Annotated in this window: 16 protein-coding genes; 2 read left to right on the plus strand and 14 right to left on the minus strand. The window is 68.8% G+C overall.

Annotation, left to right across the window (positions count from 1 at the left end):
- Positions 1-255: 255 nt before the first annotated feature.
- The 5 genes from G3N92_RS07480 to G3N92_RS07500 form a co-directional block, all read right to left on the minus strand.
- Positions 256-1,536, minus strand: coding sequence for an MFS transporter (locus tag G3N92_RS07480; protein WP_206126827.1), 1,281 nt, complete (start codon positions 1,534-1,536; stop codon positions 256-258).
- A gap of 237 nt (positions 1,537-1,773) precedes the next feature.
- Complete coding sequence (locus tag G3N92_RS07485) at positions 1,774-3,174, minus strand: LLM class flavin-dependent oxidoreductase (protein ID WP_206126828.1); 1,401 nt, start codon at positions 3,172-3,174, stop codon at positions 1,774-1,776.
- 196 nt (positions 3,175-3,370) lie between these two features.
- Positions 3,371-3,688, minus strand: a complete 318-nt coding sequence (locus tag G3N92_RS07490) for an addiction module antidote protein (protein WP_206126829.1) — start codon at positions 3,686-3,688, stop codon at positions 3,371-3,373.
- Positions 3,685-4,020, minus strand: a complete 336-nt coding sequence (locus G3N92_RS07495; RefSeq protein ID WP_206126830.1) for a type II toxin-antitoxin system RelE/ParE family toxin — start codon at positions 4,018-4,020, stop codon at positions 3,685-3,687. The genes G3N92_RS07490 and G3N92_RS07495 overlap by 4 nt, the downstream gene beginning before the upstream one ends.
- A 188-nt stretch (positions 4,021-4,208) precedes the next feature.
- Positions 4,209-5,570, minus strand: coding sequence for an aspartate aminotransferase family protein (locus G3N92_RS07500; RefSeq protein WP_206126831.1), 1,362 nt, complete (start codon positions 5,568-5,570; stop codon positions 4,209-4,211).
- Between the two features lie 103 nt (positions 5,571-5,673).
- On the opposite strand from G3N92_RS07500, the gene G3N92_RS07505 reads away from it, so the two are divergent.
- The gene (locus G3N92_RS07505) at positions 5,674-6,672 is read left to right on the plus strand and encodes a LysR family transcriptional regulator (RefSeq protein WP_206126832.1); all 999 of its coding nucleotides are present in this window, start codon (positions 5,674-5,676) and stop codon (positions 6,670-6,672) included.
- A gap of 63 nt (positions 6,673-6,735) precedes the next feature.
- Here the strand turns inward: G3N92_RS07505 and G3N92_RS07510 are convergent, their stop codons facing one another.
- The 9 genes from G3N92_RS07510 to G3N92_RS07550 all read right to left on the minus strand — a co-directional run bounded on the left by G3N92_RS07510 (position 6,736) and on the right by G3N92_RS07550 (position 18,922).
- Positions 6,736-8,631: a S9 family peptidase gene (locus G3N92_RS07510; RefSeq protein ID WP_206126833.1), complete on the minus strand. Its 1,896-nt coding sequence runs from the start codon at positions 8,629-8,631 to the stop codon at positions 6,736-6,738.
- Positions 8,632-8,751: 120 nt separating this feature from the next.
- Positions 8,752-9,672 carry a LysR family transcriptional regulator gene (locus G3N92_RS07515; RefSeq protein WP_206126834.1) on the minus strand — a complete coding sequence of 307 codons (921 nt, stop codon included), beginning with the start codon at positions 9,670-9,672 and terminating at the stop codon, positions 8,752-8,754.
- 66 nt (positions 9,673-9,738) lie between these two features.
- Positions 9,739-10,746, minus strand: a complete 1,008-nt coding sequence (gene araH, locus G3N92_RS07520) for an L-arabinose ABC transporter permease AraH (RefSeq protein ID WP_206126835.1) — start codon at positions 10,744-10,746, stop codon at positions 9,739-9,741.
- Positions 10,747-10,808: 62 nt separating this feature from the next.
- On the minus strand, positions 10,809-12,347 hold the full coding sequence (gene araG, locus G3N92_RS07525) for an L-arabinose ABC transporter ATP-binding protein AraG (protein ID WP_206126836.1): 1,539 nt from the start codon (positions 12,345-12,347) through the stop codon (positions 10,809-10,811).
- A gap of 31 nt (positions 12,348-12,378) precedes the next feature.
- Positions 12,379-13,425 carry an arabinose ABC transporter substrate-binding protein gene (locus tag G3N92_RS07530; protein WP_241014641.1) on the minus strand — a complete coding sequence of 349 codons (1,047 nt, stop codon included), beginning with the start codon at positions 13,423-13,425 and terminating at the stop codon, positions 12,379-12,381.
- Positions 13,426-13,492: 67 nt separating this feature from the next.
- Complete coding sequence (locus G3N92_RS07535; protein WP_206126837.1) at positions 13,493-14,425, minus strand: Gfo/Idh/MocA family oxidoreductase; 933 nt, start codon at positions 14,423-14,425, stop codon at positions 13,493-13,495.
- Positions 14,426-14,430: 5 nt separating this feature from the next.
- The gene (locus tag G3N92_RS07540) at positions 14,431-15,360 is read right to left on the minus strand and encodes a dihydrodipicolinate synthase family protein (RefSeq protein ID WP_206126838.1); all 930 of its coding nucleotides are present in this window, start codon (positions 15,358-15,360) and stop codon (positions 14,431-14,433) included.
- Positions 15,361-15,415: 55 nt separating this feature from the next.
- Complete coding sequence (locus G3N92_RS07545) at positions 15,416-16,810, minus strand: MFS transporter (RefSeq protein ID WP_206126839.1); 1,395 nt, start codon at positions 16,808-16,810, stop codon at positions 15,416-15,418.
- Positions 16,811-17,170: 360 nt separating this feature from the next.
- Positions 17,171-18,922 (minus strand): IlvD/Edd family dehydratase, encoded by a 1,752-nt coding sequence (locus G3N92_RS07550; RefSeq protein WP_206126840.1) that lies wholly within the window; start codon positions 18,920-18,922, stop codon positions 17,171-17,173.
- 115 nt (positions 18,923-19,037) lie between these two features.
- Here G3N92_RS07550 and G3N92_RS07555 point away from each other — a divergent pair, with 115 nt between their 5' ends.
- Positions 19,038-19,982, plus strand: a complete 945-nt coding sequence (locus G3N92_RS07555) for a LysR substrate-binding domain-containing protein (RefSeq protein ID WP_206126841.1) — start codon at positions 19,038-19,040, stop codon at positions 19,980-19,982.
- Positions 19,983-20,099: the final 117 nt, after the last annotated feature.

Here is a 20,099-nt window from a genome sequence, read left to right on the forward strand (position 1 = left end):
TGCGTGAAAGGCGCGCCCTGGCGCGCGAACGCGTCGCGGCGCGACGCCCAGTCGTCGCCGGTGGCGCGGAAGCCGGCGGCCGTGCGCAGGAACGCGCGCATGCCCTCGCTGAGGGACGATTCGTCATGACTCATCGGAAACACTCGCTAAAGGAAAAAGCGCATGCCCCGGCTGGCGAGGCATGCGCGAAGAGACGCGTGGAGACCATTCGCTTGCACGCCGGGCCGCGGCCGGGCGTGCAAGCGAGGGCGCGGCTCAGGCCGCCGACGGCAGCGCGTCGCGGTCGCCCGGCGCATGGACGAAGCGCGCCAGGATCAGCGAGCCGATCAGGCCCACCGCGCCGGCCAGCAGGAACGCGCTGGAGAAGTTGCCGGTACGCTGGATCAGCATGCCGGTGATGGCCGGCCCGACGATGCCCGACGAATTGCCCAGGCCGTGCATGAAGCCGCTCGCGGTGCCGACCTGGTGGCGCGGCACGCTGTCCTGGATGATCGCCCAGTAGGCCGGCGCGGCCAGCATCAGCAGGCCGATCGCCACCGTCATGACGCCCACCGCCGTCCACACCGATTCGACCATGCCGGTCAGCGCGATGCAGGCCGCCGCGATCAGCAGCGACGTGACCAGCACCACCTTGCGCGAGAACATCCGGCGGCCGGTGCTGCGGTAGATCGCGTCCACCAGGAAGCCGCCCGACAGGAAGCCGATCGCGCCCGTGATCCACGGCAGCGAGCTGACGAGGCTCATGTCCTTCAGGCTGATGCCCTTCGCGTCGACCAGATAGCTCGGGAACCAGGTGATGAAGAAAAACAGGATGTAGTTGTAGCAGAACAGCGAGATGCCGGTGGTCAGCACGGCGCGGTTCGCGATCACCTCGCGAATCGACACCGTCTCGCCCACCGGCGGCTCGACGGCCTCCTGCCCGGCGTCGATCTGCGCCAGTTCGGCCGGACTCACGCGCGGATGCTGCGCCGGCGTTTCGGTCGACAGGCGGCGCCACATGACGGCCCAGGCCAGCCCCAGCACGGCCATCACGATGAACGCGGCGCGCCAGCCGAACGACAGCGCGAGAAAGCCCACCACCGGCCCGGCCAGCGCGCCGCCGAGCGGGCCGCCCGCCTGGCTGATGCCGGCCGCCGTGGCGCGTTCGCCGAGCGGGAACCACGTATTGACGACCTTGTTGCCGGTGGCGGCGTTCGGCCCTTCGCCCATGCCGAACGCGATGCGCAGCAGCAGCATCGACCAGAAGCCCGACACCGCCGCCGTCAGGCCGCAGGCGATCGACCAGCCGGCCATCGACACGCTCAGCACGCGGCGCGCGCCGAAGCGGTCGGCGAAGTGCCCGCCAAGGAAATTGAACAGCGCATAGCCGATCGAGAACGCGCCGAAGATCATGCCCTTCTCGCTCGGCGTCAGATGGAAATCGCGGGTGATGAACGGCATGGCGATCGACAGCGCGGAGCGGTCGATGTAATTGATGACCGTCGCCAGCAGCAGCATGCCGAGGATGGTCGTACGGTATTGGCCGCGAAACGTCATGAATCCTGTCTCCACACATTGTCGTCGCCGGCCGCGATGGATTGCGGCGGCAGTCGAGGCGAATCGTAACGCCGGGGCGACGCGGGTGGTCAGTAGTGAGAATCGGGATGGCGGCGGCGGTTCCAAGGCGTGGAACTGGCTTGCCGGGGAGGGAGCGCGCCGCGCGGCGGCGGCCGGAAAGGACTGAAGCTTGGCGAATGCCTTGCCGGGCGGCCGGCAAGGCGACGATGACAGCGCTCAGGCAGCCTGCGATTCGGCTGGCGAGTCTTCCGCGAACCGCGACAGATCGCGATACGCCGCGCCCGGGTGCGCATCCCCGAGCCGCGCGCCCTCGCCGAACAGCTTCTCGCGCAGCGTGCCGGGCCGGTACGAGGTGGGATACGCGCCGCGCCGCTGCAACTCCGGCACGAGGTAGCCCACCACGTCCTCGAAGCTTTCGTGCGCGAGCGCATAGGCCAGATTGAAACCGTCCACGCCGGTTTCCGCCACCCACTCCTGCAGGATGTCGGCCACCGTCGACGGCGAGCCGACGAATACCGGCCCCAGCCCGCCGATGCCGCCGAAGCGCGCCAGCTCGTCGATGGTCCAGGCCTTGTCGCCGCCGGCCAGATGCTCGACCGCCGACACGATCGCGTTGGTTTCCACGCGCCGCACCAGATCGGTGGGCGCGTACTGGCCGAAATCGATGCCGGTCCAGCCCGACATCAGCACCAGCGAGCCGTCGTACGACACGTAGCGCTGGTATTCCTCGAATTTCGCCTGCGCCTTCGCGTCGGTTTCGTCGACGACGAGCGTCACCAGCGTGTAGATCAGCAGCTTGCGCGGATCACGCCCCGCTTCGGCCGCGCGGCGGCGGATGTCGGCCACGTAGTCGCGCAGCGTGGCGCGGGTGGGCGCGGCCACGAACACGCATTCGGCGTGCTGCGCCGCGAACGCCTTGCCGGCGCCCGACGCGCCGGCCTGATACAGCACCGGCGTGCGCTGCGGCGACGGCTCGCACAGGTGATAGCCGGGCACCTCGAAATGTCGGCCCTTGTGGCGAATTTCGTGGATCTTGGACGGATCGGCGAAGATCCGCCGTTCGCGGTCGCGCAGCACCGCGCCCTCTTCCCAACTGCCCTCGAACAGCTTGTAGAGCACCTCCAGATATTCGGCCGCGATCTCGTAGCGGTTCGAATGATCCTCCAGCCCGGTCTGCCCGACGTTGCGCGCGCCGCTTTCCAGATACGACGTGACGATGTTCCAGCCGATCCGGCCCTTCGTGTGATGGTCGGCCGTGGAGAGCCGCCGCGCGAACGTATACGGATGCTCGAACGAGGTCGAGGCCGTGATGCCGATGCCGAGATGCTCGGTGGCCAGCGCGATCGGCGCGGCGAGCTGGATCGGATCGTTGACGGGAATCTGCACGCCCTGCTGCAGCGCGTGGTGGTTGCTGCCCCGATAGACGTCGTAATAGCCGATCACGTCGGCGATGAAGATGCCGTCGAAAAAGCCTTTTTCCAGGGTTTCCGCGAGGTCGGTCCAGTATTCGAGATCCTTGTACTGCCACGAACGGTCGCGCGGATGCGCCCACAGGCCCGGCGACTGATGGCCGATGCAGTTCATCTCGAACGCGTTGAAACGGATGGCTTGGCTCATGCTTCGATGGCTCCGGTCGGACGATGCGCCGTGCGCACGGCAATCCGACGAATCTATCGAACCGGCTGGAACGCTTCCAATATCGATTCCGGCAAACCTTATCGGTGCGGCGGGGTTTGCTTATCGGCGCGGGCGGATTGCGCCCGGGATGCGGACGAAGCGGCCGCCGCGGCGGCGGCCGCCTCTCGATCCGCGATCAGGCCGCGCAAGCCGGCGCGGGAAGCTCGAGCGGCTGGATCGCCAGACGCAGCCCCATCGCCTTGAGGATCGCCATCATGCTGGCCAGCGACGGATTGCCCTCGGGCGAGAGCGTGCGATACAGCTGCGTGGGGTTCAGTTCCGCACGAGCGGCGACCGCCTGCATGCCGCCGAACGCCTGCGCGAGCTGACGCAGCACGCTCAGCAGCTCGGGCTGATCGCCGTCGCCGAGAATATCGTTGATGACCGCGATCGCAAGCGCCGGATCGCGGCGGTACAGCTCGGCCATCGCTTCGTCATGGGATGTGCTTCTCATTCGTCCAACCTCCATTGCCAATCGAGCCAGTAGCCTGTTGCGCGGTCGATGTCCGCGTTCTGGCTACGCTTGTCGCCACCGCACAGCAGCAGCACCAGACGCCGGCCCGCCACCGCGTAATAGAGCCGATAACCCGGCCCCGCATCGATGCGCAATTCCCAGACGCCATCGCGACAAAAGCGGTGATCGCCGAAATTGCCCTGCTCCATACGGGCCAGGCGGCGAATGATCGCAACCTTGGCCCTCACATCTCGCAGCCCGCTCAACCAGTCGATGAATAGATTCTTCTGGTCGTGGGCCGTCAGGTAATGCTCGATCTGATAGGCAGCCATATTCGTTTAAAGACGAAAATCCGTCAAGAACAAGGAGCCTTTAGGTTGGGCTGGCGCAAGGTTTCGAACAAGCTAGCCGATCGGCCAGTTCAGCCACCTGCGCAAACGAAAAAAGCGACGCCGGCCCCTAGGGACCGGCGTCGCTTTGCACGACAGCGCTCGAGCGGCGGTACCGCCGCCCGCTTGCGTCAGGCCGTCGCGTTCAACGCGTCGGCCAGCGCACCGACCATGTCGTCGATCTCGCGCGCCTCCGCGATGAACGGCGGCGCGAGCTGGATCGTGTCGCCGCCGTAGCGCACGTAGAAGCCCTTCTCCCAGCAGCGCATCGCCACTTCGTACGGCCGGCGCGCCGGCTCGCCCGGCAGCGCCTCGATCGTGATGCCGGCGGCCAGCCCGAAGTTGCGGATGTCGGCCACATGGCGTACGCCCTTCAGGCCATGCACGGCGTTCTCGAAATGCGGCGCCAGCGCGCGCACGCGGCCCACGCCGTCTTCCTTCACCAGCAAATCGAGCGCGGCGTTGCCGGCCGCACAGGCCACCGGGTGCGCCGAATACGTGTAGCCGTGCGGGAATTCGAGCATGTACTCGGGGCCGCCGGCCGCCATGAACGTGTCGTAGATGTCCTTGGTCGCCACCACGCCGCCGAGCGGCTGCGTGCCGTTCGTGACCTGCTTGGCGAAATTCAGGATGTCCGGCATCACGCCGAACGCATCGGCGCCCGTCATCGCGCCGGCGCGGCCGAAGCCCGTGATGACCTCGTCGAAGATCAGCAGGATGTCGTGCGCCGTGCAGATCTCGCGCAGGCGCTTCAGATAGCCCTTCGGCGGCACCACCACGCCGGCCGAACCGGAGAACGGCTCGACGATCACGGCGGCGATGTTCGACGCATCGTGCAGCGTGATCAGCTCGAGCAGGCGGTCGGCCAGCTCGGCGCCCTGCTCGGGCAGGCCGCGCGAGAACTTGTTTTGCGCCAGTTGCGTGTGCGGCAGGAAATCGGCATCGATGCCCTGGCCGAACAGCTTGCGGTTCGCGCCGATCCCGCCCACCGAGATGCCGCCGAAGTTCACGCCGTGGTAGCCCTTCTCGCGGCCGATCAGGCGCGTCTTGGTGCCCTTGCCCTTGGCGCGCCAGTAGGCGCGCGCCATCTTCAGGGAGGTGTCGGCGGCTTCGGAGCCCGAACCCGTGAAGAACACGTAATCGAGGCCGGCCGGCGTCAGATCCTTGATCCGGTTGGCCAGCTCGAACGATTGCGGATGGCCGAACTGGAACGCCGGCGCGTAATCGAGCTTGGCGATCTGGCGGCTGACCGCCTCGACGATCTCGGTGCGGCCGTGGCCGAGACCGCAGCACCAGAGGCCCGACAGGCCGTCGAAGATCCGCCGGCCGTCGGCGCTCGTGTAATAGGCGCCCTTGCCCTCGACGATCAGGCGCGGGTCCTGCTTGAACTGGCGATTGGCCGTAAACGGCATCCAGTGGGCGTCGAGCCAGGCGGCGTCGGTGCGCACGCCGTCTTGTTGCGTATCGGGCTGGGTGGCGGTGATCTCGGTCATGGCGGTTGGCGCGGCGCGCTCCTCATCGGTTCGTGTGTTGCGCATTGTTGGGTCGCCAGATAGTCTTGTGAATACCGCAATATCAATGTTTACTTGAACATTCATGCAAGTAAGAACTCCCCGTCAGCGCGCCCTGCTCGGCCAACTGAGCGACATGGACCTGCGCCTGCTGCGCGTCTTCAAGGTGGTGGTGCAATGCGGCGGGATGGCCGCGGCCGAACTGGAACTGAATATCGGCATTTCCACCATCAGCCGGCACGTCAAGGATCTCGAAACCCGGCTCGGCCTCGTGCTGTGCCGGCGCGGCCGGGCCGGCTTCACGCTGACGCCGGAGGGCCAGACCGTCTACGAGGAAACGCTGCGGCTGCTGGCCTCGCTGGAGGCGTTCCGCGCGCGCGTGGACGGTATCCATGATCGGATGGGCGGCGAACTGCATATCGCGATGTTCGACAAGACGGCCACCAACCCGGCCGCGCGCATCGCCGAGGCGATCCGGCATTTCGCCGAAGCCGCGCCGGACGTGGCGCTGAACCTGCACGTCGGCTCGATCCAGGAGATCGAGCGCGGCGTGATCGACGGCAGCTACCAGATCGGCGTGATCCCCGAGCACCGCAGTTCGGGCAGCCTCGTCTACACCGATCTGTACGACGAGCGGATGCTGCTGTATTGCGGCGCGGGCCACCCGCTGTTCGGCGCGGCGCACGACAAGCTGACCTGGGAACGGATTCGCGAACAGGGTTTCGCCGGGCTCGGCTATCACTCGCCGAACCTGCAACTCACGCACCGCGCGAAGCTCACGCGCAGCGCCACCGCGTCGGATCAGGAAGCCGTGGCCACGCTGATCCTGTCGGGCAAGTTTCTCGGCTTCCTGCCCGATCACTACGCGGAGAGCTTCGAGCGCGCCGGGCGCATGCAGGCGGTCGCGCCGCGGCGCTTTCATTACCGCTGCCGGTTCGTGAGCCTGTTCCGGCGCTCGCCGCAGCCATCGCGCGCGGCCTTGCTGTTTCAGGAGTGTCTGACGGCGGCCCACGCGGGCCAGATCAAGGCGGCGAAAGCCGGCGCGGCGAAGCGCGCGGCCGCCGGGGCGGAAGGAAAAGACTGAAGCGGGTCGGTCGTGAAAAAACGGCGGCGCGGCGACGATCCGCGCCGCCGTTCCGCCGTGCCGTCAATCGCGCGGCTTCATGCCCAGATGCTTGTCGAGGAACGCGATCATCGCCTCGTAGAACGCATATTGGTTCTCTTCGTTCGCGAAGCCGTGCCCCTCGTTCTCCTTGAGCATGTACTGCACCTCCACCCCGCGCGAGCGCAACGCCTCGACGATCTGGTCGCTCTCGGCCTGCTTCACGCGCGGGTCGTTCGCGCCCTGCGCGACGAACAGCGGCGTGACGATCCGGTCGGCGAAGAACAGCGGCGACGCGTCGTGCAGCGCGCGCTTGCCCTCCTCGGTGGTGGGGTTGCCGATCTGCTCGTACATCATGTCGAGCAGCGGCTTCCAGTAAGGCGGCATCGATTCGAGCAGCGTGAACAGGTTCGACACGCCCACGTAATCGATCGCGGCCGCGTAGCGCTCGGGCGTGAACGTCACGCCAGCCAGCGTGGCGTAGCCGCCGTAGCTCGCACCGTAGATCGCGACGCGCTTCGGATCGGCCACGCCCTGCCCGATCAGCCAATCCACGCCGTCGTCGATGTCGTTCTGCATGGTGCGGCCCCACTGCCCGAAGCTCGCCTCCCAGAACGCCCGACCATACCCCACCGAGCCGCGGAAATTCATCTGCAGCACCGCGTAGCCGTGATTGGCCAGCATCTGCACCTCGGGGTTGAAGCCCCAGTGATCGCGCGCCCACGGGCCGCCGTGCGGATTGACGATCAGCGGCAGGTTCGCGGCCTTCGCCGCGCCGTCGCCGTCGAGCGAAAAGCCGGCCGGCAGCGTCAGGTAGCCGCGAATGCGCAGGCCGTCGCGCGACGTGTATTCGATCGGCTGCATCGGCGCCATGTCCTCCGGCGCGAGCCAGGGCGTCAGCGCTTCGAACTGGGTCAGCTCGCGGGTGGCCACGTCGTACAGCCACACGGCGCCGGGCGAGCGATCCCACGCGTTGCGCACGATCATCCGCGATTCGTCGCGCGTGATGCTGGCGATGCTCGATTCGCCGCCGGGCAGGCGCGCGTCGAGATCGGCGTGAATGTTGCCGATGTGCGCGTCGAGGTGATGCGCGCGCACCTTGTCGTCCTCGTACCAGATGGTGGTCAGCACGCGCCGCGTGTGCGAATGGCCGAGGCCGGCCACGTCCACTTCGTCGTGCTCGAACAGCAGCGTGCCTTCGAGCGCCGTGGCCGGGTCGAACTCGAAGATCGCCATGCGGTCGCGGCCGCGGTTCGACGCCACATACAGCTTGCGGTCGTCGAACGTGAACAGCAGCGGCGAGAGCGTCTCGCGGAAATCGGTGGTGACGAGCGGGCGGAACGCGTCGGCCTCGTCGTCGCGATACAGCAGCGTTTGCGTCACGCCGTCGCCGGCCACGGCCACGCGCAGGCGGCCCATGTGGTCGGTCATCCAGCCGAGGATGTTGCCGGGGTTCTCGGCGATCACGGTTTCCTCGCCGCTCGCCACGTCCACGCGCACCACGTCGAACACGGTCGCGTCGCGGCGGTTGTGCGAGATCAGCACGAAGCGGTCGTCGTCGATCAGGCTGTCGACGATGCCGGCGCGCACGGTTTCGTAAGGCGTGAGGTCGACGATCGCGCTGCCGTCGATCGGCACGGACAGCACGTGGTAATTCTCGTCGCCGCCGAAATCCTTGACGAACAGCACGCGGTCGTTGCCCTTCCAGAAGTAACCGCCGATGTCGCGCGCCGATTCGCTGGTCAGCGCGCGGGCCTCGCCGAGCGGGCGGCCCTTGTCGTCGATCGCCTGCACGAACACGTTCAGGCGGCCGTGGTGACGCGCGAGGAAGCTCAGGTGACGGCCATCCGGCGACAGTTGGAAGGCGGTGCGTTCCGGGCGGCGGAAGAAATCGCGGACGGCGTGGCGCTTGACGATGGCGTGCTGCGGGGATCCCTGCATGAATTCTCCTGTTCCGGTGATGCCCGAGGCGCGGTGCGCGCCTCGCTCGCGGGCGGATCGGACATTCTAGCCTCGCACGCGCAAACGGATCGTCAGGCGCCCGCGCGAGGCGGCGCGCGCCTAGCGGCCGCTGGCGCCGAGCCGCTCGCGCAACGTCGCCAGCGCGCGCTGCATTCGGCTCGACAGCCCCCATTCGGCGCGATGGATCAGCCACAGCGTGTCGAGCACCGCGGCGCCGCATTCGATCACGGCGATCGCGTCCTGGCGCGCGAACGCCTGCCGCGCATAGCGCGGGATCACCGTGAAGCCGAGCCCGCGCGACACCGGCTCGAGGATCAGCGCCACCTGGTTGGTGAACGCGCGGCGCGGCAGCCCGCGCACGCCGGGGTTGTCGGGAAAGCGCCGGCTCAGCAGGCGGCTGGCCATCGCCAGCCCGTCGGGGTGATCGACGAAGCCGAGCCGTTCGAGATCGGGCCAGCCGTGCACGTATTCGCCCGCCGGCACCACCAGCTCCAGCGGCTCCTCGGCGAACCGGCTCGCGGCGAGCCGCTCGTCGTCGGGCTTGAGCGTGACGAAACCCACTTCGTAGAGATTCGACAGCACCGCGTCGAGCACCTCGCGATCGGGCGCGAAGCGGTGCCGCACCACGAGGCCCGGCGTCTGCAACTGCATGTCGAGCAGCCAGGGCGCCATCGCGAGGCCGATGCTGCCGGGCGTGATCAGGCTGATTTCGCCGCAATCGTCGTCGGCTTCGGCCAGCCGGCCGCGCAGGCGGCGGTCGGCGCGCGCGAGTTCGGCGCAGTAATCGAGCACGATGCGGCCGGTGGGCGTGATGTCGATGCCGCGCGGGCGGCGGATCACCAGCAGGCCGAGCTGATCCTCGAGATGACGCAGATGCTGGCTGACGGCCGCCTGCGTGAGGCCGAGCCGCTCGGCCGCACGCGTGAAGTTGCCGGTTTCGACCAGCATCTCGAACGTGCGCAGCCATTGGGGATTGAGCAGCGTGGTGCCGGCGATGATGCCGGCCGGCGACGTGGTCATGACGGGGCGCTGGGCAGGAAACGGGAGCGGCCGAGTGTAGCAGGTGCGCCCGCGCCCGGCACGGCCTCACACCGCCCGCTTGCTGCGCCGGAACTGGTCGAACAGCACGGCCAGCAGCAGGATGCCGCCGCGGATCAGGTACTGATAGAACGTCGGCACGTTCATCAGGCTCATCGCGTCCTGCACCGCGCCCATGATCAGCACGCCCACCAGCACGCCGGCGATGGTGGCCACGCCGCCCGTCAGCGACACGCCGCCCAGCACGCAGGCCGAAATCACGCCCAATTCCAGGCCGACCGAGGTTTTCGGATCGCCGAGGCTCATCCGCGAGGCCAGCATCACGCCGGCGAAGCCCGTCACGAGCCCCTGCAGCACGAACACGGCGATCTTGATGCGCGTGACCGGCAGGCCCGCGAGCAGCGCCGCCTCGCTGTTGCCGCCCACCGCCAGCACGTTCTTGCCGAACACCGTTTTCTTGAGCAGGAAGCCGAACAGCACGAAGCCGACGATGTTGCTCCAGATCGGATACGAAATGCCGAGGAACGCGCCGCCGCCCAGCGCGAAGAAGCGCTCCTCGGAGATCATCACCGCATCGCCGTTCGAGGTCAGGAACGCCAGCCCGCGCACCGCCTCCATCATCGCCAGCGTGGCGATCAGCGAATTGATGCGGAACCGCGCGATCAGCACGCCGTTCACGAGGCCGACCGCGCCGCCGGCCAGGATGCCGGCCGCCACGCCGATCAGCACGCTGTGCGTGGCGGTGATCACGGTGGAGGCCACCACGCCCGAGAACGCCACGATCGAGGCGACCGACAGGTCCACCTCGCCGAGCGCCAGCACGAACATCATGGTCACGGAGATCGAGCCGATCAGCGTGACCGACAGCAGCAGGCCCTGGATGTTGCGGACCGTCAGGAAGTCGGGCACCGTCGCGGACAGCACCGCGAACAGCACGACGAACACCACCACGATGCCCGACTTGTTGATCATGTCCCAGGCGCGCGCCCGCGAGGGCGTGATGGGGGCGGCGGCGTCGTTGAGGCCGGGGGTGCTTTTCTGCATGGCTCGGTTCATCTCTCGTCCATCGGTTCGGCCGGGCGGCGCGGCGCGCTCTGGCGCGGGCCGCCGCCCGGAATTCAGCGCGGCAGCGCCAGCTTGATCAGTTCGTCGGGCGAGGCGTCGGCTTTCGCCACCACCCCGGCGATGCGCCCTTCGCGCATCACCACGATGCGGTCGGCCACGCCGATCACCTCGGCCAGGTCGCTCGACACCATCAGCACCGCACGCCCCGCCTCCGCCAGCCCGTACAGCAGGTGGTAGATCTCGGCGCGCGCGCCCACGTCGATGCCGCGCGTGGGCTCGTCCATCAGAAACACCTCGATCTGCTCGGCCAGCCAGCGCGACAGGATCACCTTCTGCTGATTGCCGCCCGACAGCGTGCCGATCGCGGTGTCGCCGTTGCGCGTCTTGATCGCCAGTTTCTGGATGTAGTCGTGCGCCAGCGCGCGCTCGCGCTTCTCGTCGAGCAGGAAGCGCGCCGGGCTGAAATGGCGGCGCGCGCTGATGTTGAGGTTGTCGGCCACCGACGCGATCGCGACGATGCCCTCCTGCTTGCGATCCTCGGGGCACAGCGCCACGCCGGCGCGCACCGCGTCGCGCGGGCTGGCGAACCGCACCGGCTTGCCGGCCAGCTCCACGTGGCCGGCGCTGGCGCGCACCGCGCCGTAGATCAGCTTCATCAGCTCGGAGCGGCCCGCGCCCACCAGCCCGAAGAAGCCGACGATCTCGCCGCGCCGCGCCGCGAACGACACCGGCTCGGCCAGCCCCGGCCCCATCAAGCCCTTCGCCTCGATCAGCACGTCGCCCGCCGCGCGCGGCCGGTAGCCGTAGACGTCGGCGATCGAGCGCCCGACCATCGCCGAAATCAGCCGGTTGCGATCGAGTTCGGCCACCGATTCGAACGTCTCGATGCGCTTGCCGTCGCGAAACACCGTGACGCGGTCGCACAGCGCATACACCTCGTCCATGCGGTGCGTGACGTAGATGATCGCGCGGCCCTCGGCGCGCAGCGCGCGGATGATCCGGAACAGGCTCTCCGTCTCGCGCGCCGACAGCGAGCTGGTGGGCTCGTCGAACGCGATCACGCGCGCGTCGCGCATCAGCGCCTTGCCGATCTCGATCATCTGGCGCTGCCCGATCGACAGCGCCTTGACCGGCGTGCGCGGGTCGATCCGCTCGCCGAGCCGCTGCAATTCGGCCATCGCGCGGCTCACCAGCGTGCGCTCGTCGAGCACGCCGAAGCGGTTCGGCAACTGGCCGAGCATCAGGTTGTCGGCCACCGTCAGCTCGGGCACCAGATGCAGCTCCTGGTAGATGATCGCCACGCCCGCGTCGATCGCCGCGCGCGTGGTGGCGAAGCGCTGCTCGACGCCGCCGAGCCGCAGGCTGCCCTCCTGCGGCTGGTTGACGCCCGACAGCACCTTGAGCAGCGTCGATTTGCCCGCGCCGTTCTCGCCCATCAGCCCGTGCACCTCGCCCGCGCGCACCGCCAGCGACACGCCGTCGAGCGCGCGCACGCCCGGAAAGCTCATGCTGACGCCGGCCAGTTCGAGATACGCGTCCACGGGTGCGTCGAGCGTGTCGACGGCCGTGCTTTCGTGAGTCGGATCGTTCATCGGATCGTGTCTCCCGCTGCGCCGTGCCGGCTCAGATGCCCAGCTCGGCGCGCACCGCCTGCCAGTTCTCGCGCGTCATCAGCTTGCCCGTCGTCTGCGTGTCGGCCGGCGGCTGCTTGCCGGTGCGGATCCAGTCGATCAGGTTCTGCGCGCTATCCTTGCCGTGGTTGGTCGAGCTGACGGCGATCGTGCCGTAGAAGCCGGTGGGCTGCTTCTTCTGGAACTCGGCGAACGCCTCGCCCGCGCCGTTGATGCCCACGCCGATCACGTCCGACGACGGCAGGTGCAACTGCTCGGTGGCGCGCACCGCGCCGAGCACGCTTTCCTCGTTCAGCGCGAAGATCACCCATTTCTTGATGGTCGGGTGCTGAGCCAGCACCGGCGAGGCTGCGTTGAAGCCGCCTTCGTCGTCGGTGGTTTTCTGCGGCGCGTCGAAGATGTTTTCCTTCTTGAAGCCGCTCGCCAGCAGCGATTGCGTGGCGCCGTCGGTGCGCAGCTTGGCGGTGGGCAGCTCGTAATCGGTGATGCGCAGCGCGCCCACTTCCTCGGGCTTCCAGCCGCGCTTCTTGATCTCGTCGCCGATCGCCTGGCCCACTTGATTGCCGATCTTGAACGCCGACATGCCGAGGTGCGGCACGCCCGCGAGCGGCTTGCCCGACGAATCCACCAGTTGATCGTCCACCGTCACGAACTTCATGTTGTAGTGCTTCGCGCGGGCCTGGATCGCCGGCCCGAGGCGCACGTCGGGCGCGCAGATCACGAAGCCCTGCGCGCCTTGCGCACCGAGGTTGTCGATCGCCGCCAGCACCTTCTCGCCGTCCGGCGTGCCGATGTTGACGACCGAGAAGTTCTCCTTCTTGCCGAGCGCGGTGGCGGCCTTCTGTTCGTTGATGAACCAGGCCTGCTCGGGCATCTTCACGAGGAAGCCGATCTTGGCGGGCGCGTCGGCCGAAGCCGGCAGCGCCGCGCCGAACGAGGCGAGGCACAGGCCGGCCAGCATGGCGCGGAGGGTCGCGCGGCGGGTGGCGGTCAATCGATTCAAGCGGTTCAAGCGGTTCAAGCGGGTCGGGCGGGTCATTCGGTGTCTCCTCTCTCTGTTGTCGGCGGTTGTGCCGGTAGGGTTCTCGTTATCGGATCCGTCTCGATCAATGGCCGAACGGCTCGGCGGCGATCTGCCGGCCGAGCAGGAACGCGTCGGCCACGAGGCGCAGCGGGCGCGTATCGACGTCGTCGGCGCCGTGCGCGATCAGCCAGTGGAAGCGTTCGTAGAGCGCCGCGTATTCGCGTTCGGGGCCGAGCGCGACCGGCGCGCCGCCGATCGTCAGGCGCTTGCCGCCCTCGGCGATGCAAAGCGGGCCGTCGTCGGTGTCGACGTCGATCTCCCACTGCTCGACGGGGCCGTGCCGCCAGTCGAATTCGGCGTGCACCGGCGCGCCCATCGCGTCCGCGCCGTCGAGTTCGGCCGCGATCGGCGTGGCGCAATCGGCCGGCACCCGCAGCGTGGCCGCGCGCAGCGCCACCTCGTGCGGCAGGATCCGCGTGACGATCGACAGCGCGTTGATGCCCGGATCGAACACGCCGAGGCCGCCCGGCTCCCAGATCCACCGCTGGCCGGGGTGCCAGCGGCGCACGTCCTCCTTCCAGCGCACCCGCACGGCGCGCACGGTGCGCCCGGCCAGCCATTCGCGGGCCGGCTCGACCGCGCTCGCGCAGCGCGAATGCCAGGTCGCGAACAGCGTGCGGCCCTGGCTGCGCGCCAGCGCGCGCAGCGCCTCGACTTCGCCGAGGCTCGCGCCGGGCGGTTTTTCGAGCATGACGTGCTTGCCGGCCAGCAACGCCGCGCGCGCCTGCGCGTAGCGCACTTGCGGCGGCGCGCACAGCGATACCGCGTCGAGCGCGGGTTCGGCGGCCAGCAAGGCGTCGATGTCGGCGTAGTTGCGCACGCCATCGACCTGCGCGTTGCGGCTCGCGGCCGCCTCGAGCGCGAAGCCGGGGTGGCCGGCGATGGCCGGCAGATGCTGGTCGCGCGCGATCTTGCCGACGCCGACGATGCCGAGCGTGACGACGGGGGGATTCATGGCGCTCATTTGCCCCACCGCAGCACGAGCGGATCGAGCCGGCGCGCGATCGCGACCAGCTCGGCGCGCGTCTCGGGATGCATGGCCGGCAGCGGATGGCGCGGCAGCTCGCAGTCGATCACACCGCCTTCCTTCATCAGCGCCTTGCAGGCCAGCAGCCCGGCCTGGCGGTTCTCGTGGTTGATCAGCGGCAGCCAGCGCTGGTACGCGTCGAACGCGGCGTCGTGGCGGCCCGCGCGATGCGCGTCGACGATGGTGCGGATCCCGTCGGGGAAACCGCCGCCCGTCATCGCGCCGGTGGCGCCCGCATTCAGGTCGGCCAGCAGCGTGATGCCCTCCTCGCCGTCCCACGGGCCCTCGGCCGCATCGCCGGCCAGCCGGATCAGCTCGCGCAGCTTGTTGGCCGCGCCCGGCGTCTCGATCTTGAAATAGGACACCTGCTCGATCTCGCGCGCCATGCGCGCCAGCAGCGGCGCCGAAAGCACGGTGCCGCTCGCGGGCGCGTCCTGGATCATGATCGGAATCCCGATCGCATCGGACACGCGCGCGTAGAACTCGACGATCTGCGCCTCCGGCACGCGAAACGTCGCGCCGTGATACGGCGGCATGATCATGACCATCGCCGCGCCCTGCGCCTGCGCGCGCCGGCTGCGTGCCGCGCACAGCCGCGTGCCGTAATGCGTGGTGGTGACGATCACCGGCACGCGGCCGGCCACGTGTTCGAGCACGGTGCGCGTGAGCGTCTCGCGCTCGTCGTCGGACAGCGAGAACTGCTCGGAGAAGTTCGCGAGGATGCACAGCCCGTCCGAGCCGGCGTCGATCATGAAATCGACGGCGCGCTTCTGGCTGGCCAGATCAAGCTCGCCGGTTTCGGTGAAGGTGGTCGGCACCACGGGAAACACGCCGCGGTAGCGGGGCGTCGGGTTCGAGGTCATGAGCGGAGTTCCTGCTTCAGGTTCGGGTTGGAATCGCGCGGCGGCATCGGCGTGCTCACGATTCGCGGGCAAGGGCCGCGTGGCCGCCATCCGCGCGCGGGCGCAGCGCGGCGCGCACCGCGAAAGCCGCCAGCACCGCGATCAGCAGCGTCGCCGCGAGGAAATACAGGCCGGCCGCTAGGCTGCCGGTGGCGTTCTTGATCACGCCGACGCCCCACGGGCCGAAATAGCCGCCGAGGTTGGCCAGCGAGTTGATGGTGGCGATCCCCACCGCGGCGCGCGCGCCGCTCAGGAATTCGCCGGGCAAGGCCCACACCACCGCCTGGATCGAGTAGATCGAGAACGCGGTCAGGCTGATGAACAGCAGTTGCAGCACGGGCGCGCGGAACCAGGCGCTGGCCGCCATCGTCAGCGCGGCGAACGCCGACACGGCCACGATGTGCCAGTGCCGCTCGCGGCGGCGATCCGAGTGGCGCGGCACGATCAGCAGCCCCGCCACCGCGAACAGATACGGCACGGCTGACAGCAGGCCCGCCGTGGCGTCGCCCACGCCGAACGCCTTGATGATGGTGGGCAGCCACAGCGACAGCCCGTAGATGCAGAGCGGAAACGGCAGGAACAGCACGGCGAGCAGCAGCACGCGCGGGTCCTTGAGCGCCGAGAACGGGCTGCCGTGCGACGCAGCCGCCTTGCCGCCGGCGCCGGGTTCGAGGCCGTAATCGCGGTGGTCGGCCGCCAGCGCGCGCTCGATCCAGCGGCGCTCGTCGTCGCCGAGCCAGCGCGCCTGGGCCGGCGAATCGGGCAGCAGGCGCAGCGTCGGCAGGCACAGCAGCACGGCCGGCAGCCCGCTCAGCACGAACAGCGCCTGCCAGTTGGCGAGGCCGAGAAAACCGTGCGTCTCCAGCAGCGCGCCGGCCAGCGGCCCGGTGACGATGCCCGCGATCGGCTGCGCCAGCACCAGCAGGCCGATCACGCGGGCGCGATGGCGCATCGGGAACCACTGCGTGAGGAAATAAAGAATGCCGGGATACAGCCCCGCCTCGGCCGCGCCGAGCAGGAAGCGCAGCAGGTAGAAGCTGCGCGGGCCGCTGACGAACGCCATCGCCATCGTGATCGCGCCCCAGGTGAACAGGATGCGCGCGAACCAGACGCGTGCGCCGAAGCGCGTCAGCGCCAGGTTGCTCGGCACCTCGCACAGAAAGTAGCCGACGAAGAACAGCCCCGCGCCGAGCCCGTAGGCGGCGTCGCTCAGGCCGATCGCGGCGTTCATGTGCAGCTTCGCGAACCCCACCACGGTGCGGTCGACATAGGCCACCACGTAGATCAGCGCGAGGAACGGCACGAGCCGGCGCGCGATATGGCCGACGATGCGGGTTGCCTCGCCGTCGGCCGCCGGATCTTCCGCGTGCGGGCCGGCCTCGCCGGGGCGCACTGCCTGCGAATTGCTCATTGCGTCTCCTTCCACCATGTCACTGGCCCGCGTCGCGTCGTGCGCGCGGATCTCGTCGGGCGCCGATCGGCGGCGCCTGCCGCTCCCGGCTCTGGCCTTCGTGCGGCCGGTTGTCCGGCCGTCGATGCTGTTTTGTGGTGCTGCTGTGTTCTTTATGCGGCCTGCTGGGCTGTGGTTTCGCGATGTCCTGCTTTCTCGTGCCGCCCTGCTTTCTCGTGCCGCCCTGCCTTCTCGTGCCGCCCTGCCTTCTCGCGCCGCCCTGCCTTCTCGCACCGCCCGGCTTCTTATCACCGTCCCGCCCTCGCATGCCGTCCAGCGTCCACGCGCCAGCCGTTCCGGCCCGCGCGCGCCGCCGTCACGTCAATGCGAGTGGCGCGGCACCTCGGCCCCGCGCGTGCCGACCAGGAAATCGAGGTCGCAGCCTTCGTCGGCCTGCAGCACGTGATCGACATAGAGCCGCGCATAGCCGCCGCGCCCCTGCTGCTCGGCCACGCCCGGCGCGGCGGCCGGGTCGACATCGCTCAGGCGGCGCTGCAGTTCCTCGTCGCCGATGTCCAGATGCAGCCGGCCCGCCTCGCAGTCGAGCTCGATCCAGTCGCCGTTGCGCACGGCCGCCAGCGGGCCGCCCGCCGCCGCCTCGGGCGCGACGTGCAGCACCACGGTGCCGTAAGCCGTGCCGCTCATGCGCGCGTCCGAGATCCGCACCATGTCCTTGACGCCCTGGCGCAGCAGCTTGGGCGGCAGGCCCATGTTGCCGACCTCGGCCATGCCCGGATAACCGCGCGGGCCGCAGTTCTTCAGAACCAGCACGGAATCCTTGTCGACCTCGAGCGCCTCGTCGCCGATCGTCGCCTTGTAGTGATCGAAGTTCTCGAACACCACGGCGCGGCCGCGATGCTTGAGCAGCTCGGGCGACGCCGCCGACGGCTTCAGCACCGCGCCGCGCGGCGCCAGGTTGCCGCGCAGGATGCAGATTCCGCCGTCGGCGATCAGCGGCCGGTCGAGCGGGCGGATCACCTCTTCGTCGTAATTGGGGGCGTCGCGCACATTGTCCCAGAGCGACTTGCCGTTGACCGTCAGCGCGTCCGGATGCGGCAGCAGCTTCGCTTCGCCGAGCCGGCGCAGCACGGCCGGCAGCCCGCCCGCGTAATAGAACTCTTCCATCAGGAAACGGCCGGACGGCTGCAGATCGACCAGCGTCGGCGTATCGCGGCCGATCCGCATCCAGTCCTCCAGCTCGAGCGGCACGCCGATGCGGCCCGCGATCGCCTTCAGGTGGATCACCGCGTTGGTCGAGCCGCCGATCGCGGCGTTGGTGCGGATCGCGTTCTCGAACGCGGCGCGCGTGAGGATCTTCGAGAGCTTCAGGTCGTCGAGCGCCATCTGCACGATGCGGCTGCCGGACAGATGCGCGAGCACGTAACGGCGCGCGTCCACGGCCGGAATCGCGGCGTTGTGCGGCAGCGCCACGCCGAGCGCCTCGGCCATGCAGGCCATGGTGGAGGCGGTGCCCATCGTGTTGCAGGTGCCCGCCGAGCGCGACATGCCCGCTTCGGCCGACAGGAAATGATGGAGGTCGATCTCGCCGGCCTTCAGCGCCTCGTGCAGCCGCCACACGGCCGTGCCCGAGCCGATGTCCTTGCCTTCGAGCTTGCCGTTCAGCATCGGCCCGCCGCTGACCACGATGGCCGGCACGTCGCAACTGGCCGCGCCCATCAGCAGCGCCGGCGTGGTCTTGTCGCAGCCGGCCAGCAGCACCACGGCGTCGATCGGGTTGCCGCGGATCGCCTCTTCCACGTCCATGCTGGCGAGATTGCGCGTGAGCATCGCGCTCGGCCGCAGATTCGATTCACCGTTCGAGAACACCGGAAATTCCACCGGGAAGCCGCCCGCCTCGTAGATGCCGCGCTTGACGTGCTCGGCGATCTTGCGGAAGTGCGCGTTGCACGGCGTCAGTTCGGACCACGTATTGCAGATGCCGACGATCGGCCGGCCGTCGAATTCGTGATCGGGAATCCCCTGGTTCTTCATCCAGCTCCGGTACATGAAGCCGTTCTTGTCGGTGGTGCCGAACCAGTGTTGGGACCGCAGCTTGGGTTTGGTTGCCGTCATGCTCGTCGTGGGGTAGCGGGATTTGCATGCAGTCTAGAGAGAAGCTTGATAACCTACTAATGAATTATCGGACGTCTCCGATACCTGTTTTTATATCCTCGTAAACACCGAAACCATGGTCGACGCGAACCCCTGGTACATCCGCACGCGCCTGAAGACGCGGCAATTGCTGCTGGTCGTGGCGCTCGCGGAGGAAGGCAACATCCACCGCGCCGCCGCCGTGCTCAACATGACGCAGCCGGGCGCCTCGAAGCTGCTGCGCGAACTGGAGGACATGCTGGGGACGGTGCTGTTCGAGCGGATGCCGCGCGGCGTGCGGCCGACGCTGTACGGCGACGCGCTGATCCGCCACGCGCGCGCCGTGCTCGGCAGCCTCGAACAGGCGCAGGAGGAGCTCGATGCGCTGAAGGCCGGCCATCTCGGCCATGTGGCGATCGGCACCATCACCTCGCCCGGCGTGCGGCTGCTGCCGGCCGCCATCGCGGCCGTCAAGCAGCAGCACCCGGCGATGCGGATTTCGGTCGAGATCGAGGTCAGCAGCGTGCTGCTCGAACGGCTCGCGCAGGACAAGCTCGACATCGTGGTGGGCCGGCTCTCGGCCGAACACGACAAGCTGCCGCTGCATTACGCGTCGCTGGCCGACGAGCCGGTGCACGCCGTGGTGCGGCACGGCCATCCGCTGCTCGGCCAAGACGCACTGACGCTGGCCGACGTGCGCGAACGGCAGTGGGTGGTGCCGCCCGCCGGCAGCGTGCTGCGCCACCGCTTCGAGCGGATGTTCCAGCGCGCGAGCCTCGCGCCGCCCGCGCGCATCGTCGAAACGGCGGCGCTGCTGTTCATCACGCGGCTGCTGGAGGAAAGCGACATGATCGCGGTGCTGGCCGCCGACGTGGCCGAGTACTACGCGGCGCACCGGATCGTCGAGATCCTGCCGCTGCCGATGCAGTGCCAGATGGACGACTACGGCCTGATCACGCGCTCGGACCGGCTGCCGACGCCGGCCACGGCGATCGTGATCGAGGCGCTGCGGGCTTCGGGCGGAATTGGGGCCGTGGCGTGAAGGATGGCGGCGCCGGCTGACATGGCCGAGATGATCGAGGCGACCGGATGGCGCGGCCTCGGCGCCGAGAACCGCGCCGGCCGCAACCGCGCGCAACCGGCCCTGTCCGCCCTATCC

The sequence above is a fragment of the Burkholderia sp. Ac-20379 genome, assembly GCF_017104645.1.
GTDB lineage: Bacteria > Pseudomonadota > Gammaproteobacteria > Burkholderiales > Burkholderiaceae > Burkholderia.